Below are 16255 nucleotides of genomic sequence, written 5' to 3' on the forward strand. Positions count from 1 at the left end.
GAAGCCCCTTTTAGTTCATTCTTACTTCGCCGCGCTGCTCTGGTTAAACGCAGCCTGCATGACCGCAACCATCGCATCGTTCTGCGACTGGCTGAGTGCATGTCCTTTAGGATCAAGGAACTGCAAGCTACTACGGTTATCAAGGTCGCCGACCTGAATTTTGTAGTCGCCGGAAGCAAGGCCCGGGTCTTTGGCACCCAGAGTGTCCCACGCGTCGTCATTCAACGGTTTGTAAGTCACAGAAAGCGTACCCTGCGGACGGCTGCTGTCGGTCACTTTCATGCCAGCTTTCGCCAAAGCATTCGGCAAGCGATCCCAAACCACGCCGTAGCTTGAACGCACGATCAACACGGCCAGGCCGGTATCATCTGCGCCGCTCTGGACGTCAATCTCGCCCACTTTACGGTTTTCGAGACGCGCCTGCTCGTCCTGTTGGACTTTATCGAGGCTAGCCGTAATGGAGTTCAGCATCTGGCTGTTGTAACGCTGGATCTCAGCCGGTGAGGTCACCGCCTTGTCTTGCTGTTTCAATTCAAGCGTTTTGGCAATCAGCGCCAGCTGGTAGCCCTGCTGCTGCACGGTGATTTGGTAACGGCCCTGATATTGGAAATCTTCATCAGCACGGTTCCAATCAACCATATCCGTGGTCAGCGTCTGGTTAGCATCGTCACGGTTAGCAATTTTGAAATTGTTTTGCTGAACGGCTTTCACCACGTTGTTCCACAGGTCGCGGTTCTGCGGGGTGTTTTCCAGCAATACCGTGCCGCTGTCGCCGCTGAACTGAGTGCGAGAACCATTGAGCAGAGCCAGTGGTTGCTGCGGTGGACGAATATCTAATTGCTTACCGACGTTGCCTTTCAGCGAGCCGGAAGGAATTTCGTAAGTGCCGTTTTGCAGAGGCAAAATCATCCCTGCTGGCGTTTTTAATTCGCTGACAGGTGGGGCATCCAGATAAGCTTCATCGCCGCTTACCTGACGCTTGTAGCGCTGATCGCTGGAACATGCCGCCAGCAACATAATGAGGGACACACCCACCACTTTCGCTACCATCGACTTTTGCAATCTGGTCTTTTGAACTAATGAACAGGCCATCAAATCTCCCTAAGAGTTACAGCAAACCGGCGCTTTTAAGAGCTTTTTCCACTACCGGACGGGCAGCATCTGTTAACGGCGTCATAGGCAGACGCAGAGTATCGGTTGCCATCAACCCCAGTGCCTTACAGGCCCATTTCACTGGAATTGGGTTTGCTTCTACAAACAAATCCTGATGCAACGGCATCAAGCGCTGATTTAAACGGCGCGCTTCGGCAAAATTGCCCTGCGCCGCCAGCTCACAAAGTTGCGCCATTTCGCGCGCTGCCACGTTGGCAGTGACCGAAATAACCCCTTTGCCGCCAAGTTGCATGAAGTCCAGCCCGCTGGCGTCATCGCCGCTCAGCAAGATGAAGTCTTCATCATCAACCAGCACTTGGATCTGGCTAACACGACTTAAGTTCCCTGTCGCTTCTTTCAAAGCAACAATATTCTTAATTTTTGCTAAACGCGCCACGGTGGCTGGCAGCATGTCGCAGCCAGTACGCGAAGGCACGTTGTAGAGAATTTGCGGCAGCGCCGTGTGTTCAGCAATGGCTTTAAAGTGCTGGAACAGGCCTTCCTGCGTTGGGCGGTTGTAATAAGGTGTCACGGTGAGACAGCCTACTACGCCAGTGCCTTCGAAACGTTGGGTGAGAGAAATCGCTTCCGCGGTCGAATTAGCTCCCGTCCCCGCGATAACCGGAATGCGCCCGTCAGCCAACTCAAGCGTCTGCATGACCACGTCGCCGTGCTCATCATGCGTTAAGGTGGCTGATTCACCGGTTGTGCCTACGGAAACGATCGCCGCAGTACCACTGGACACATGATAATCAATCAGTTTTTTTAAACTCGCGCGATCGACAACACCTTTGTCGTCCATCGGCGTAACCAGTGCAACAATACTTCCCGTAAACATTGACCTTCCCCTCCACAAACAGGTCATCCATGGTACTTTTGACACCACTGCAAAAGCAAGCAATCAACGTGTTGTAAGCGCTTGTCCGGCGGTTTTTTTTATGTTTACCTTGGGAATACTCCCAAGCATGACAGGAAGAGCAATTTTGCCGCAGCAACAGCAACAGCAACAACAACACTATCTTGTTATCACCGCACTGGGTGCCGACCGTCCGGGTATTGTCAACACCATTACCCGTCAGGTCAGCAGTTGCGGTTGCAACATTGAAGACAGCCGTCTGGCAATGCTCGGTGACGAGTTCACGTTTATCATGTTCCTCTCAGGTAGTTGGAACGCCATCACGCTCATTGAGTCCACGCTGCCGCAAAAAGGCGCAGAGCTTGAGTTACTGATTGTGATGAAACGCACCAGCGCCCATGACCGGCCACCAATGCCTGCCACCGTTTGGGTGAAAGTCGACGTAAAAGACTCCCCGCACCTGATTGAGCGATTCACCGATTTATTCGATACTCATCAAATGAACATTGCTGAGCTGGCCTCTAAAACCCGCCCTGCGGACAGTGAAAATCCGGCGCAGTTGTCTATACAGATAACCGCCCATAGCCCAGCTAACACTGACGCTACAATAATTGAACAAGCCTTTCATCAGCTATGTACAGAACTGAAAGCGCAAGGCAGTATTAACGTCGTGAGCAACACTCAGCATGATGACAATTGACGGAGATTTGTAATGAACCCACTGAAAGCCGGTGATCCTGCGCCGCAATTTAGTTTGCCTGACCAAGACGGCGAACAAATTAATCTGGCCGACTTCCAGGGACAGAAGGTCCTGGTTTATTTCTACCCTAAGGCCATGACCCCAGGTTGTACCGTTCAGGCCTGTGGCCTGCGTGACAACATGGATCAGTTGAAAAAGGCCGGAGTAGAAGTGCTGGGGATCAGCACTGATAAACCAGAAAAACTGTCGAAATTTGCTGAAAAAGAGCTGCTGAACTTCACGCTGCTGTCAGATGAAGATCATCAGGTCTGTCAGGCATTTGGCATCTGGGGCGAGAAGACCTTTATGGGCAAAACCTATGACGGTATCCATCGCATCAGCTTCCTGCTGGATGGCAATGGCAAGGTTGAGAAAGTATTCGACAACTTCAAAACCAGCGATCACCACGACATCGTGTTGGCCTACATCAACGGCCAATAAGCGTTGTGCGTTGAGCACTAACACTGACATAAAAAAAAGCGCAGACGCGCTTTTTTTATGTCTTCTATCAGCCGATTTACAGCTTAGGTAGTTTCGTTAAGCAGTTCGTCAGGCCAGACGTGCACCACGGCTTTCACCAGCGTGGCGAGCGGGATAGCGAAGAACACCCCCCAGAAGCCCCACAGCCCGCCAAAAATCACTACTGACAGGATGATCACCAGAGGGTGCAAGTTCACGGCTTCAGAGAACAGCAGCGGCACAATCACGTTGCCATCCAGCCCCTGCACCACCAGATAGGCGACAAACAGCGTCCAGAAGTCCGCCCCCATCCCCCACTGGAACAGCGCCACCACCACTACCGGAATAGTCACCAGCATCGCGCCGATATAAGGAATGAGCACCGACAGCCCCACCAGCACGGACAGCAGCAGCGAATAACGCATCCCCATGACGAAGAACACCAGATAGGTCGCCACGCCGACGATAATCATCTCCAGCACTTTGCCACGAATATAGTTGGTGATTTGCTGGTTCATCTCCTGCCACACCTGCCCGGCTAAACCACTGTCACGCGGCAACACCCGGCGCACCGCGCACAGCATCTGCTCTTTATCTTTAAGCAAGAAGAACACCATCATCGGCACTAAAATTAGGTATATAGCCAGCGTCAGCAGCCCGACCAGCGACGCCAGAGAGAACTTCACCAGATTATCACCCACGCCGGAGAGCTTACTGCGCAGGTTTTCGGCCATCATGTCGATGATCCCGGCATCCACCAGCGCGGGGTAGCGTTTCGGCAAGGTGGCGGCGAAATCATAGAAACGGTTGAGCATATTCGGCAGGTCGGCCATCAAATTAATGCCCTGTTGCCAAGTGACGGGCGCGATAACAAACACGCCCAGCATCACGATACCGGCGAAAATCAGCAGCACCACGCTGGTCGCCAGCGTTCTGGATAGTCCGAAATGCTGCAAACGCACCACCGGCCATTCCAGCAGGTAGGCCAAGACAATTGCCACCAGCAGAGGGGCGAGGATGCCATGTAAGAAGTAGAGAATGCAAAAACCGGCGACCAAAATGGCCAGCAAAGCAATGGCTTGAGGATCGGTGAAACGTCGGCGGTACCATTGTAATAACATCTCAAGCATAGGATATCGCTCCTGTTAGATCCTGATGTGACAAGCCCATACACTCATGGTCAGCTCCCGGCCTGCAACTAACTTTTAGTTGAATGTGTTGTCACAGTGGGTGCAGGGGGAGACACTGCAAATATTCCAGAAATCGCTATTGTTAAGTATCAGATAAATAGCCAAGAATATGTCTGTACCGGAGTGTACCGGAGTGCGTTCATGGAAGGATAACTCTTAAAGCGGTTTATGTCAGAGTGTTGATGAATTCACTAGGAATGATTTAATTATGGCGATGCGGTTTAAAAAAACGCTCACAGCCCTATTATTGGGAAGCTTAACGGTCGGCAGCCTGACGCCGGCCCTGGCCGATGACAGCAGTTATTGGACCACGCCGATTGCGTCCTCCAATCCGAATAAGCCGTCGATCACTGACCAGCTTCCCGACATGGGCACCACGGCTGGCGGCACCCTGAGTATCAATCAGGAGCTGCAAATGGGCGATTTTTATGTTCGCCAGATGCGCGCCAGTACCCCGCTGATTAATGACCCGCTGCTCAACCGTTACATCAACGAGCTGGGGCAGCGGCTGGTGGCCAGCGCCTACTCGGTGCGCACGCCGTTCCACTTCTATATCGTCAATAACGATGAATTAAACGCCTTTGCCTTCTTTGGCGGCAACGTGGTGCTGCACTCTGCCCTGTTCCGCTATACGGATAATGAAAGCCAGCTGGCCTCGGTGATGGCGCACGAAATCTCCCACGTGACCCAGCGCCATCTGGCCCGCGCGATGGAAGATCAGCGCAAAAACGCCCCGCTCACCTGGGTCGGCGCCCTCGGCTCTATCTTGCTGGCGATGGCCAGCCCGCAGGCCGGTATGGCCGCCCTGACCGGCACCTTGGCCGGTACCCAGCAGGGAATGATCAGCTTTACGCAGGGTAACGAGCAGGAAGCCGACCGTATCGGCATTCAGGTTCTGCAACGTGCAGGCTTCGACCCGCAGGCGATGCCCGCGTTCTTACAAAAGCTGGCGGACCTATCGAGCTACTCCAGCAAGCCGCCGGAAATGCTGCTGACCCACCCCTTGCCGGACAGCCGTCTGGCCGACATCCGCAACCGCGCTAACCAGATGCCGCACCTTAACGTTCAGTCTTCGCAGAGCTATTTATTGGCTAAAGTGCGTATGCTCGGCATGTACGGCACGGAAAGAAATCCGCTGACCGATGAATATTTAACTCAACTGAGCAACGGCAATATCCGCGACCAGATGGCGGCGAAATATGGTCAGGCGTTGCAGTTCTACAAAGCCAAAAAGTACGATCAGGCGCGCAGTATTTTGGAATCTTTGCTGGAGAAAAACCCGGGCAATGACTGGTTCCTCGACTTAGCCACTGACGTCGATGTCGAGCAGAAACACGCGCCACAGGCCATTGCGCGGCTGGAAAAGGCCAATGCTGAAACCAGTAAAAACCCGGTGTTGCTGCTCAACTTAGCCAATGCTTATCTCGAAGGCGGCCAGCCTGCAAACGCAAGTCGCATCCTCAACCGCTATACTTTCAATTACCCGAATGATCCAAATGGTTGGGATTTACTGTCACAAGCCAGTGGTGCGCAGGGCTTACGCGCTCAAGAGTTAGCGGCCAGGGCAGAAAGCATGGCGCTGATGGGCCAGCTTGATCAGGCCATCGAACTTCTGAGTAACGCCAGTGCATTGCAGAAGCTGGGCAGTCTTGAACAGTCGCGCTATGACGCCCGTATTGACCAGTTGCGCCAGCTACAGAAGCGCTTCCGCCAATATCAAAAGGGCTGATTGGACGCTGAGCAATAAACAGAGAGGAAGAACCTTATGCAACATGATGTCGCGATTTATCACAATCCGCGCTGTAGTAAGAGCCGAGAAACGCTGAAGTTACTCGAAGATAAAGGCATTAAGCCGGACGTGATTTTATATCTTGAAACGCCGCCGTCGGTGGATACGCTGAAAGAGCTGGTGAAGAAGCTGGGGTTTGATTCTGCGCGCGATTTAATGCGTAAAGGGGAAGAGATTTATAAAGAGGAGAATCTGGCCGATCCGGCGCTGAATGAGCAGCAGCTGCTGCAAGCCTTGGCCGATCATCCACGTTTGATTGAGCGCCCGATCGTGCTGTCGAAAGGTAAAGCGCGGTTGGGACGCCCGCCTGAGCAGGTGCTGGAGATCCTGTAAATCGGCGAACCGAATTACAGGTTAAGAATATCTTTCACAAAGGGGATCGTGAGTTTGCGCTGTGCCGTGATGGAAGCTCTGTCGAGCTGATCAAGCGTCATAAACAGCGTGCGCATCTCGCGATCCAACCTCTTCAGCAGGAAGCGACCGACGTCCTCCGGCAGTTCAAACCCACGCAGTTTCGAGCGCAATTGCAGCGCCTGCAGCTTCTCTTCGTCAGACAGCGGCTGCAACTTGTAGATTTGCCCCCAATCCAAACGCGAAGCGAGATCAGGCAAGCTGAGATTAAGCTGGCGCGGCGGGCGATCCCCGGTAATAAACAGTCGGGTACGGCCGGTTTCTAAAATGCGGTTATACAGGTGGAACACGGCGGCTTCCCACTCGTCATCCCCCGCAATCCCTTCAATATTGTCGATACAAACCAGCGCCAAATGTTCCATGCCATCAAGCACTTCCGGCACGAAATAGGCGCGTTTATCCAAAGGCACATAGCCTACCGCTTCGCCACGCTGGGAGAGTTCAGCACAGGCTGCGTGCAGCAAATGGCTGCGGCCACCGCCCTCGCGCGACCAGAAATAGATGTAAGTGCCGTGCTCTTGATGCAGCGCCGTTTGAATGGCAGAAAGCAGAGAGGGGTTCTCCCCCGGATAAAAACTGGCAAAGGTTTCATCATCAGGAAGATAAAGTGGCAGGGAAAGCTGTGCCGGCGTATTCAGAAGCACCTCAACCAATACGGCTTATAAACCGCAAATGTTGTTATCAACAAAAAGTCGTATCTCATGGTTATTTTTCGGGTTGTTGCCGCCATAAACAGAAAGCGGGCAACGGCAGAATTCTAGCATAGGATCCTGCCGGAGTTGAACTGTGCCCCGCACAACCGCTTGCTAACCGAGCTAATCGCCGGGTGGAGGATCCCGCAACCGGCGATTAGCGGGAAGATTTACGCTGGGCGATCCTCACGTTCATCTTCTATATCAATGATTTCTTCTTCGCCGCGCACCAGTTCAATCACTTTGAACAGCAGGCTGAGGAAGATACCGACGATGGTCGCCAGCGCCATGCCTTTCAGCTCCGCAGCGCCAATGTGGATTTTCGCGCCGCTGACGCCGATGATCAGAATAACCGCGGTGAGGATCAGGTTCTGCGCTTTGTTGTAATCCACTTTGGACTCAATCAGCACGCGGATACCCGAGGCACCAATCACGCCGTACAGCAGCAGAGAAACGCCGCCCATCACTGGAACCGGCACGGCCTGAATCGCCGCTGCCAGCTTGCCGATGCAGGACAACATAATCGCCAGAATCGCCGCGCCGCCGATAACCCAGGTGCTGTAGACCTTGGTGATCGCCATTACGCCGATGTTTTCGCCATAGGTGGTATTTGGCGTAGAACCAAAAAAGCCCGACAGCACGGTGGATAAACCATTTGCCAGCATCGAGCGATGCAGGCCCGGGTCGCGCAGCAGATCCTTTTTGACAATATTCGCCGTCACCACCAGGTGCCCGACGTGCTCGGCAATCACCACCAGCGCGGCGGGTAGAATAGTCAGGATCGCCACCCACTCAAAGCGCGGGGTGTAGAAGGTTGGCAGCGCGAACCAGTGGGCAGATTCAATGGTAGACACATCCACCACGCCCATAAAGAATGACAGCGCATAGCCCACCAGCACGCCAATCAGAATCGGGATAATCGCCAGGAAGCCGCGGAACAGCACCGAGCCGAGCACCGTCACGGCCAGCGTTACCATGGAAATGGTAATGGTGGTGGAATCAGCCGACGCGCCCTCGGCAGGCAGCAATCCGGCCATGTTGGCGGCAACCCCCGCCAGCTCTAACCCGATGACGGCAACGATTGCGCCCATCGCCGCAGGAGGGAACATGACGTTTATCCAGCCAATCCCGGCCTTTTTCACAATCAGCGCGACTAAGCAGAACAGCAGGCCGCAGACGATAAACCCACCCAGCGCCGCCTCATAGCCCATCGGTAATAACAGCAGGACCGGCGAAATAAACGCAAAGCTGGAGCCGAGATAAGCGGGAATTTTGCCCTTACAGACAAACAGATACAGCAAAGTGCCGATGCCGTTGAACAGCAGCACCGTGGCCGGATTAATTTTAAACAGGATCGGCACCAGCACCGTGGCACCGAACATAGCGAACAGATGCTGGAAACTTAGGGGAATGGTCTGCAACAGCGGCGGGCGCTCACTTACCCCAATGACGCGACGTGTCATGAATAGATCCTCTCAAAGAGTTGGCGATTATAGGTGTCATGTTTCAGCCGTGGCGGCCTGATGAAAAGGTAAAACCCTGATAAAAAATCAAAAAAAAGCCGACTTCTCAGTCGGCTGCTTTGTAACGAACGCTTATTTAGTACCAAATATCTTGTCGCCCGCATCGCCGAGGCCCGGCACGATGTAACCATGCTCATTTAACCCTTGGTCAATGGAGGCGGTGTACAGCTCAATGTCCGGGTGCGCTTTCTCTAACGCGGCAATCCCTTCTGGAGCAGCAACCAGTACCAGCACTTTAATGCTCTGGCAGCCAGCTTTTTTCAGCAAGTCGATCGTGGCAATCATCGAGCCGCCGGTCGCCAGCATTGGGTCAACCACCAGCGCCAGACGCTCTTCAATATTAGAAACCAGCTTCTGGAAATAAGGCACAGGTTGCATAGTTTGTTCGTCACGGTAGACGCCCACCACGCTGATACGCGCGCTTGGAACGTGCTCCAGTACGCCTTCCATCATGCCCAGGCCGGCACGCAGAATTGGCACTACAGTGATTTTCTTACCTTTGATCTGATCGATTTCTACCGGGCCGCACCAGCCTTCGATAGTCACTTTCTCAGTTTCTAAATCAGAAGTTGCTTCATAGGTCAGCAGACTCCCCACCTCAGAAGCCAGTTCGCGAAAACGTTTCGTGCTGATGTCATTCTCACGCATCAGGCCCAGCTTATGTCGCACCAGCGGGTGTTTCACCTCAACGATCTTCATTTTTATTTCTCCTAAGGTGGTTGTGCTGCAAAAAAAAATCGCGAGATTATAACGCCTTTTTTTTTGAACGCCACTGCCAATAGCCTGATCGCGGTCAATAGAATGTCGATCAACAGTATAGACAGCAGAATGACTCTCAACCTCACAAGCCCCTCGCAAACGTTTGCCTTGGCTGTTAGAATTGCCGCGTTTTATTTTACCAACCGCCTTGGGGATTACGCAGTGACCGACAAGACCTCTCTCAGCTATAAAGACGCAGGTGTGGATATCGATGCAGGTAACGCATTAGTAGACCGCATCAAAGGTGTAGTAAAACAGACTCGTCGTCCGGAAGTGATGGGCGGATTGGGTGGTTTTGGTGCCCTGTGCGCGCTGCCGCAAAAATATCGTGAACCTGTGCTGGTTTCGGGTACCGACGGCGTTGGCACCAAGCTGCGTCTGGCAATGGACTTGAAACGCCACGACACTATCGGCATTGATTTGGTCGCCATGTGCGTTAACGATTTGATTGTTCAGGGTGCTGAACCCCTGTTCTTCCTCGATTATTACGCCACCGGTAAGTTGGACGTCGACACCGCCGCCAGCGTGATCACCGGGATTGCCGAAGGCTGTAAGCAGTCTGGTTGTGCATTAGTCGGCGGCGAAACCGCTGAGATGCCGGGCATGTATCACGGCGAAGATTACGACGTGGCAGGCTTCTGCGTGGGCGTGGTAGAAAAGTCAGAAATCATCGATGGCAGCAAAGTGGCTGACGGCGATACAGTGATTGCTCTGGCAGCCAGCGGCCCGCACTCCAACGGCTACTCGCTGGTGCGCAAAATCCTCGAAGTGAGCAAAACCAATCCAGAAACCACGGATTTGGCCGGTAAGTCTCTGGCAGATCATCTGCTGGCACCGACCAAAATCTATGTGAAATCGATTCTGAAATTGATTGAGCAAGTTGAAGTTCACGGCATCGTGCATCTCACCGGTGGCGGCTTCTGGGAAAATATCCCACGCGTGCTGCCGGATAACACCCAAGTGGTGATTGACGAAGCAAGCTGGCAGTGGCCGGACGTGTTCAACTGGCTGCAAACTGCCGGTAACGTCAGCCGCCACGAAATGTACCGCACCTTCAACTGTGGTGTGGGTATGTTGGTTGCTCTGCCTGCTGAGCTGGCCGATGAAGCCGTGGCCTTACTGAATGATAATGGCGAAAAAGCGTGGAAAATTGGTAGCGTAAAAGCCTCTAATTCCGAAGAACGCGTTATCATCAAGTAAATTCGACTACAGACAGGTGTTGAGATGAAAAGGATCGTGGTGCTGGTATCAGGCGAAGGGAGTAACCTTCAGGCGCTGATTGATGCCTGCCAGCAAGGACGTATTTACGCGACGCTCAGCGCCGTCTTCAGTAATAAAGCCTCGGCATTCGGGCTGGAACGGGCGCAGTCGGCCGGTATTCCCGCCCATGCATTAGATGTAAAATCCTTTGCCGACCGCGCGGCGTTTGACGTCGCGCTGGCCGATGCCATCGAGGCTTATAATCCTGACTTAGTCGTGCTTGCGGGCTACATGCGCATTCTCTCGGCTGAGTTCGTTCAGCGTTTCGCTGGGCGGATGCTCAATATTCACCCTTCCCTGCTACCAAAATATCCCGGTCTACACACCCATCGTCAAGCGATTGAAAATCAAGATGAAGTTCACGGCACTTCCGTCCACTTCGTGACTGAACAACTCGACGGCGGTCCGGTTATTCTGCAAGCCAAGGTGCCGGTTTTCAGTGATGACAGCGAAGATGAGCTGGTTGAACGCGTGCAGACGCAGGAACACAGCATCTATCCGCTGGTGGTAAGTTGGTTTGTCGATGGTCGTTTAGCGCTAAAAGATGGCGTGGCCTACCTCGACGGTAATCCGCTACCAGAGCAGGGTTACGCCGCAGATTAAACTGCCCGCAGGCGATGATTTCACTATAAACCGGCCACGTGCCGGTTTTTTGTTTTATATCTGTTTACGTTCGTTTACATATTGACCGCTATAATGACTGCGTGAGTGCACGTTTAAAGTCGTTTGTGTGCTCACCTTTTCTTAAAACAGGACTGTTTAAAGAGCCTAGTTTCTAAAAAGTATCCGAATAAACGACATTTCGGGAAATTTTATGTTTAGCAAGACCCACGTCAGATTACGTCCACTGGAAAAAGACGATTTGGCGTTCGTTCACCGTCTCGATAACAACGCAAGCATCATGCGTTACTGGTTCGAAGAGCCTTATGAAGCTTTTGTCGAACTGACCGACCTCTACAACAAACATATTCATGACCAAAGCGAACGCCGTTTTATCATTGAATATGAAAGCGGGCCTGTTGGTCTGGTGGAGTTAGTCGAGATTAATCACATACACCGTCGTGCTGAGTTTCAAATCATTATTGACCCCGCTCATCAAGGCAAAGGGTTTGCCGGTGATGCCGTCAAGTTAGCGATGGACTATGCGTTTTCCGTTCTTAACCTCTACAAGCTGTATTTAATCGTCGATAAAGAGAACAAAAAGGCGATTCATATCTACAACAAGTTGGGCTTTGAAGTGGAAGGCGAACTGAAACAGGAATTCTTCGTTAACGGGGAATACCGCAGCGCCATCCGTATGTGTATTTTCCAACCGCAATTCTTGGCGAAGTACAAAACCAAGCCGGCGGAATCCAAACGCGTTGATCCTATCGGCGCAGGCGTGGTTTAACCGCCCTATTAGCGGTGAACAAGCTGCTTTTCTAAAGCGTATCTTCATGAGATATCTTGTTCACCGCTAAGCTTTTTCCTCTCTCGTTACGCCATTTAATGCTCACTTTCCACCCTCTGATTTAACCTCCGCTTTGTATTGGACTTTCCTGTCAATCTTTCGCAATATTGGTAGTAGACACTAGGCCCCTCTCTCTCAATATTTTCCATTAGAGATATGTCGAACATCCACAGGATGTGAGCTGGAAATAGCGAGATTTTCCCTGGTGATTCATCGTGATAACGCTGAATGTTGGGCCATAAAGAATGGAGTTAAAATGGGTCAGGAAAAGCTTTATATAGAAAAAGAACTGAGCTGGCTGTCCTTCAATGAACGTGTTTTGCAGGAAGCGGCAGACAAAAGCAATCCTCTGATCGAACGCATGCGTTTTTTGGGCATCTACTCCAACAATCTGGACGAATTCTATAAAGTTCGTTTTGCCGATTTAAAACGCCGAATTTTAATCAGCGAAGAACAAGGTTTTATCGGCGCGTCTCGCCATTTGCTGAAAAAGATTCAGGCCAAGGTTCTGCGCATCGACCAAGAGTTTGACAGTCTTTACAACGACCTGCTGCTAGAGATGGCGCGCAACCAGATTTTCTTGATCAACGAACGCCAGGTGTCTGAAAATCAGCAAAATTGGCTGCGTCAGTATTTCAAACAGCATCTGCGCCAGTTCATCACGCCTATTCTGATTAATCACGACACCAATCTGGTTCAGTTCCTCAAAGACGATTACACCTATCTGGCAGTCGAAATTATTCGCGGTGAAGAGATCCATTACGCGCTGCTGGAAATTCCATCAGACAAAGTGCCGCGTTTCGTTAACTTACCGCCAGAAACGCCGCGCCGCCGCAAGCCGATGATCTTGCTGGATAACATCCTGCGCTACTGCCTTGATGACATCTTTAAAGGCTTCTTTGATTACGACCAGCTCAACGCCTATTCGATGAAAATGACCCGCGACGCCGAGTACGACTTGGTGACGGAGATGGAATCGAGCCTGCTGGAATTAATGTCTTCGAGCCTGAAACAGCGCCTGACCGCCGAGCCGGTGCGCTTTGTTTATCAGCGCGATATGCCCGATGACATGGTCGAGCTGCTGCGCGGTAAACTGGGGATCTCTAACTATGATTCCGTCATTCCCGGCGGCCGCTACCACAATTTTAAAGACTTCATCGGCTTCCCAAATGTCGGCAAAGCCAACCTGGTCAACCGCCCGCTGCCGAGACTGCGCCATCTGTTCTTCGATAAATTCCGCAACGGCTTTGAAGCGATTCGCCAACAAGACGTGTTGCTTTACTACCCGTACTACACCTTTGAGCACGTGCTGGAGCTGCTGCGTCAGGCCTCTTTCGACCCCAACGTGCTGTCAATCAAGATCAATATTTACCGCGTAGCCAAAGACTCGCGCATTATCGAATCGATGATCCACGCGGCGCATAACGGCAAAAAAGTCACGGTGGTGGTGGAGCTACAGGCGCGCTTTGACGAAGAAGCCAACATCCACTGGGCCAAGCGCCTGACGGAAGCTGGGGTGCACGTTATCTTCTCCGCGCCGGGCCTGAAAATTCACGCCAAACTATTTCTTATCTCACGCCGGGAAGGCGATGAAATCGTCCGCTATGCTCATATTGGGACCGGCAACTTTAACGAGAAAACGGCCCGTCTTTATACCGACTACTCCTTGCTGACGGCGGACAGCCGCATCACCAATGAAGTGCGCCGGGTGTTTAACTTTATTGAGAATCCATACCGGCCGGTGACTTTCGAGCACCTGATGGTATCGCCACAAAACTCCCGCGATATGCTGTATAAGCTGATCGATCAGGAGATTGCCAACGTGCAGGCTGGCGGTAACGGCGGGATCACGCTGAAAATCAACAACCTGGTGGATAAGGGCCTGATTGATCGCCTCTACGCCGCTTCCAACGTTGGAGTGAAAATCCGCCTGTTGATCCGCGGCATGTGCTCGCTGGTACCGGAACTGCCGGGCGTCAGTGAAAACATTCAGGTGACCAGTATTGTTGACCGTTATCTCGAGCACGACCGGGTGTATGTGTTTGAAAATAATGGCGACACTAAAGTGTTCCTGTCCTCTGCGGACTGGATGACGCGCAATATCGACTACCGTATTGAAGTGGCCGTCGCCCTGCTGGATCCGACGCTAAAACAGCGCGTGCTCGACATCCTCGACCTGCTGTTCAGCGACACGGTGAAAGCCAGATATATTGATAAAGATCTCAGTAATCGTTATGTTCCACGCGGAAATCGTCGTAAGGTGCGCGCGCAGCTGGCTATCTACGACTACCTCAAAGCCTTCGAGCTTGAACATAATAAACAGCAACACGATTAGGCCTGACACTTTGGAGCACCACATATTATGCCCCTGAACAACACCATAAACGCCAAACCGCAAGAGATTGCGGCTATCGACCTCGGGTCAAACAGCTTCCATATGGTGATAGCGCGCGTCGTGAATGGCGCGCTACAAGTGTTGGGCCGCCTGAAGCAGCGTGTGCATCTGGCTGACGGTCTGGATAGCAACAACGTATTGAGCGAAGAAGCTATCCAGCGCGGTCTTGACTGTCTGGCGCTGTTTGCCGAACGTTTACAAGGCTTTCCCGAACAGAACGTGACCATTGTCGGCACCCACTCGCTGCGTCAGGCGGTGAATGCTGAAGAGTTTCTCCAGCGCGCCGCCGAGGTTATCCCCTATCCGATTGAAATCATTTCCGGGCAGGAAGAGGCGCGCCTGATTTTCATGGGCGTCGAGCACACTCAGCCCGAAAAAGGCCGCAAGCTGGTGATTGATATCGGTGGCGGGTCGACGGAGCTGGTGATCGGCGAAGATTTTGAGCCACTGCTGGCGGAGAGCCGCCGCATGGGCTGCGTCAGCTTTGGGCAATACTTCTTCCCTGAGGGCGAAATCAGCCGCGCTAACTTTAAACGCGCCCAGCTGGCCGCCGCGCAAAAGCTGGAAACCATGGCCTGGCAGTATCGTCTGCAAGGCTGGCAGTACGCGCTAGGCGCGTCGGGCACCATTAAAGCCACTTATGAAGTGCTGGTGGAAATGGGCGAAAAAGACGGCCTTATTACCCCTGAACGCCTGAAAATGCTCACTGAAGAAGTGATGAATTACAAAAACTTCTCCTCGCTGAGCCTGCCGGGCCTGTCCGAAGATCGCCAGTCGGTATTTGTGCCGGGTCTGGCTATCTTGTGCGGCGTGTTCGATGCGTTGGCAATCAAAGAGTTACGACTGTCGGACGGCGCACTGCGCGAAGGCGTGCTGTATGAGATGGAAGGTCGTTTCCGCCATCAGGATATCCGCACTCGCACCGCAAAAAGCTTGGCCGAGCACTACAACATTGACCGCGAGCAGGCGCGCCGCGTGCTGGAAACCACCGAATTACTCTATGCCCAGTGGCTGGCGCAAAACTCAAAACTGGTGCAGCCACAGCTCGAATCTCTGCTGAAATTCGCTGCCATGCTGCATGAAGTGGGGTTAAGCATTAACCACAGCGGCATGCATCGCCATTCGGCCTATATCTTGCAGAATACCAACCTGCCGGGCTTCAATCAGGAGCAGCAAACCCTACTGGCTACGCTGGTGCGTTTCCACCGTAAAGGGGTGAAACTGGAAGAGCTGCCACGCCTTAACCTGTTCAAGAAAAAGCATTACCTGCCGCTGGTGCAGCTTTTGCGCCTCGGCGCACTGCTGAACAATCAGCGTCAATCCACCACCACGCCAGAGACGCTGCGACTGCTGACCGATGACAACCATTGGACGCTGCGCTTCCCCGCCGGGTATTTGGCGCAGAACAACCTGGTGCAGTTGGATTTTGAACGGGAACAGAGTTACTGGGACGACGTGACGGGCTGGAAGCTGATTCTGGAAGAAGAGGACGGCGAGCAGGAAGATCCTGCTAAATAACCCGCCAGCCTTTGGTTAGCCGCGATCCTGCCCTTTCACAAGGGGAGGATCGCGGTAACGCT

15 protein-coding genes are annotated in these 16255 nt (G+C 52.7%); 9 read left to right on the forward strand and 6 right to left on the reverse strand.

From position 1 onward, the window contains the following. Nucleotides 1–21: 21 nt before the first annotated feature. Both bamC and dapA read right to left on the reverse strand, forming a co-directional pair. Complete coding sequence (gene bamC, locus SBO83_RS07140) at nucleotides 22–1092, reverse strand: outer membrane protein assembly factor BamC (protein ID WP_353502898.1); 1071 nt, start codon at nucleotides 1090–1092, stop codon at nucleotides 22–24. A gap of 16 nt (nucleotides 1093–1108) precedes the next feature. After that, nucleotides 1109–1990, reverse strand: a complete 882-nt coding sequence (gene dapA / locus SBO83_RS07145) for a 4-hydroxy-tetrahydrodipicolinate synthase (protein WP_034792103.1) — start codon at nucleotides 1988–1990, stop codon at nucleotides 1109–1111. A gap of 127 nt (nucleotides 1991–2117) precedes the next feature. Here dapA and SBO83_RS07150 point away from each other — a divergent pair, with 127 nt between their 5' ends. Further along, nucleotides 2118–2708, forward strand: a complete 591-nt coding sequence (locus tag SBO83_RS07150; protein ID WP_396130988.1) for a glycine cleavage system transcriptional repressor — start codon at nucleotides 2118–2120, stop codon at nucleotides 2706–2708. A gap of 12 nt (nucleotides 2709–2720) precedes the next feature. After that, entirely contained in the window at nucleotides 2721–3188 is a 468-nt protein-coding gene (bcp, locus tag SBO83_RS07155) for a thioredoxin-dependent thiol peroxidase (protein ID WP_034792107.1), read from the forward strand. Between the two features lie 83 nt (nucleotides 3189–3271). Here bcp and SBO83_RS07160 read toward each other — a convergent pair whose 3' ends face one another. After that, nucleotides 3272–4336 (reverse strand): AI-2E family transporter, encoded by a 1065-nt coding sequence (locus SBO83_RS07160; protein WP_353502900.1) that lies wholly within the window; start codon nucleotides 4334–4336, stop codon nucleotides 3272–3274. Nucleotides 4337–4604: 268 nt separating this feature from the next. On the opposite strand from SBO83_RS07160, the gene bepA reads away from it, so the two are divergent. Both bepA and arsC read left to right on the forward strand, forming a co-directional pair. Beyond that, a complete protein-coding gene (gene bepA / locus SBO83_RS07165; RefSeq protein ID WP_396130989.1) occupies nucleotides 4605–6125 on the forward strand; it encodes a beta-barrel assembly-enhancing protease in 1521 nt (506 codons plus the stop codon). A gap of 36 nt (nucleotides 6126–6161) precedes the next feature. After that, a complete protein-coding gene (gene arsC, locus SBO83_RS07170; protein WP_034792112.1) occupies nucleotides 6162–6518 on the forward strand; it encodes an arsenate reductase (glutaredoxin) in 357 nt (118 codons plus the stop codon). Nucleotides 6519–6532: 14 nt separating this feature from the next. Here arsC and hda read toward each other — a convergent pair whose 3' ends face one another. The 3 genes from hda to upp form a co-directional block, all read right to left on the reverse strand. Further along, a complete protein-coding gene (gene hda, locus SBO83_RS07175; protein WP_185689525.1) occupies nucleotides 6533–7240 on the reverse strand; it encodes a DnaA inactivator Hda in 708 nt (235 codons plus the stop codon). 218 nt (nucleotides 7241–7458) lie between these two features. Beyond that, on the reverse strand, nucleotides 7459–8751 hold the full coding sequence (uraA, locus tag SBO83_RS07180; protein WP_396130990.1) for a uracil permease: 1293 nt from the start codon (nucleotides 8749–8751) through the stop codon (nucleotides 7459–7461). Nucleotides 8752–8883: 132 nt separating this feature from the next. Then, nucleotides 8884–9510 (reverse strand): uracil phosphoribosyltransferase, encoded by a 627-nt coding sequence (upp, locus tag SBO83_RS07185; protein ID WP_353502903.1) that lies wholly within the window; start codon nucleotides 9508–9510, stop codon nucleotides 8884–8886. Between the two features lie 222 nt (nucleotides 9511–9732). Here upp and purM point away from each other — a divergent pair, with 222 nt between their 5' ends. The 5 genes from purM (at nucleotide 9733) to ppx (ending at nucleotide 16193) form a co-directional block, all read left to right on the forward strand. Continuing rightward, on the forward strand, nucleotides 9733–10770 hold the full coding sequence (purM, locus tag SBO83_RS07190) for a phosphoribosylformylglycinamidine cyclo-ligase (protein WP_396130991.1): 1038 nt from the start codon (nucleotides 9733–9735) through the stop codon (nucleotides 10768–10770). Between the two features lie 24 nt (nucleotides 10771–10794). Further along, complete coding sequence (gene purN, locus SBO83_RS07195) at nucleotides 10795–11433, forward strand: phosphoribosylglycinamide formyltransferase (RefSeq protein ID WP_396130992.1); 639 nt, start codon at nucleotides 10795–10797, stop codon at nucleotides 11431–11433. A 211-nt stretch (nucleotides 11434–11644) separates the two neighbouring features. Continuing rightward, entirely contained in the window at nucleotides 11645–12220 is a 576-nt protein-coding gene (speG, locus tag SBO83_RS07200) for a spermidine N1-acetyltransferase (protein WP_353502905.1), read from the forward strand. A gap of 316 nt (nucleotides 12221–12536) precedes the next feature. After that, nucleotides 12537–14615, forward strand: coding sequence for a polyphosphate kinase 1 (gene ppk1 / locus SBO83_RS07205; RefSeq protein WP_353502906.1), 2079 nt, complete (start codon nucleotides 12537–12539; stop codon nucleotides 14613–14615). Between the two features lie 27 nt (nucleotides 14616–14642). Beyond that, the gene (ppx, locus tag SBO83_RS07210; RefSeq protein WP_396130993.1) at nucleotides 14643–16193 is read left to right on the forward strand and encodes an exopolyphosphatase; all 1551 of its coding nucleotides are present in this window, start codon (nucleotides 14643–14645) and stop codon (nucleotides 16191–16193) included. Nucleotides 16194–16255 lie beyond the last annotated feature (62 nt).

This window comes from Ewingella allii, from assembly GCF_044430645.1.
Classification (GTDB): domain Bacteria; phylum Pseudomonadota; class Gammaproteobacteria; order Enterobacterales; family Enterobacteriaceae; genus Ewingella; species Ewingella allii.

Coding starts and splice junctions, on each gene's coding strand:
- bamC (WP_353502898.1), bottom strand. CDS start 1,092: ATGGCCTGTTCATTAGTTCAAAAGACCAGATTGCAAAAGTCGATGGTA.
- dapA (WP_034792103.1), bottom strand. CDS start 1,990: ATGTTTACGGGAAGTATTGTTGCACTGGTTACGCCGATGGACGACAAA.
- SBO83_RS07150 (WP_396130988.1), top strand. CDS start 2,118: ATGACAGGAAGAGCAATTTTGCCGCAGCAACAGCAACAGCAACAACAA.
- bcp (WP_034792107.1), top strand. CDS start 2,721: ATGAACCCACTGAAAGCCGGTGATCCTGCGCCGCAATTTAGTTTGCCT.
- SBO83_RS07160 (WP_353502900.1), bottom strand. CDS start 4,336: ATGCTTGAGATGTTATTACAATGGTACCGCCGACGTTTCACCGATCCT.
- bepA (WP_396130989.1), top strand. CDS start 4,605: ATGGCGATGCGGTTTAAAAAAACGCTCACAGCCCTATTATTGGGAAGC.
- arsC (WP_034792112.1), top strand. CDS start 6,162: ATGCAACATGATGTCGCGATTTATCACAATCCGCGCTGTAGTAAGAGC.
- uraA (WP_396130990.1), bottom strand. CDS start 8,751: ATGACACGTCGCGTCATTGGGGTAAGTGAGCGCCCGCCGCTGTTGCAG.
- upp (WP_353502903.1), bottom strand. CDS start 9,510: ATGAAGATCGTTGAGGTGAAACACCCGCTGGTGCGACATAAGCTGGGC.
- purN (WP_396130992.1), top strand. CDS start 10,795: ATGAAAAGGATCGTGGTGCTGGTATCAGGCGAAGGGAGTAACCTTCAG.
- speG (WP_353502905.1), top strand. CDS start 11,645: ATGTTTAGCAAGACCCACGTCAGATTACGTCCACTGGAAAAAGACGAT.
- ppk1 (WP_353502906.1), top strand. CDS start 12,537: ATGGGTCAGGAAAAGCTTTATATAGAAAAAGAACTGAGCTGGCTGTCC.
- ppx (WP_396130993.1), top strand. CDS start 14,643: ATGCCCCTGAACAACACCATAAACGCCAAACCGCAAGAGATTGCGGCT.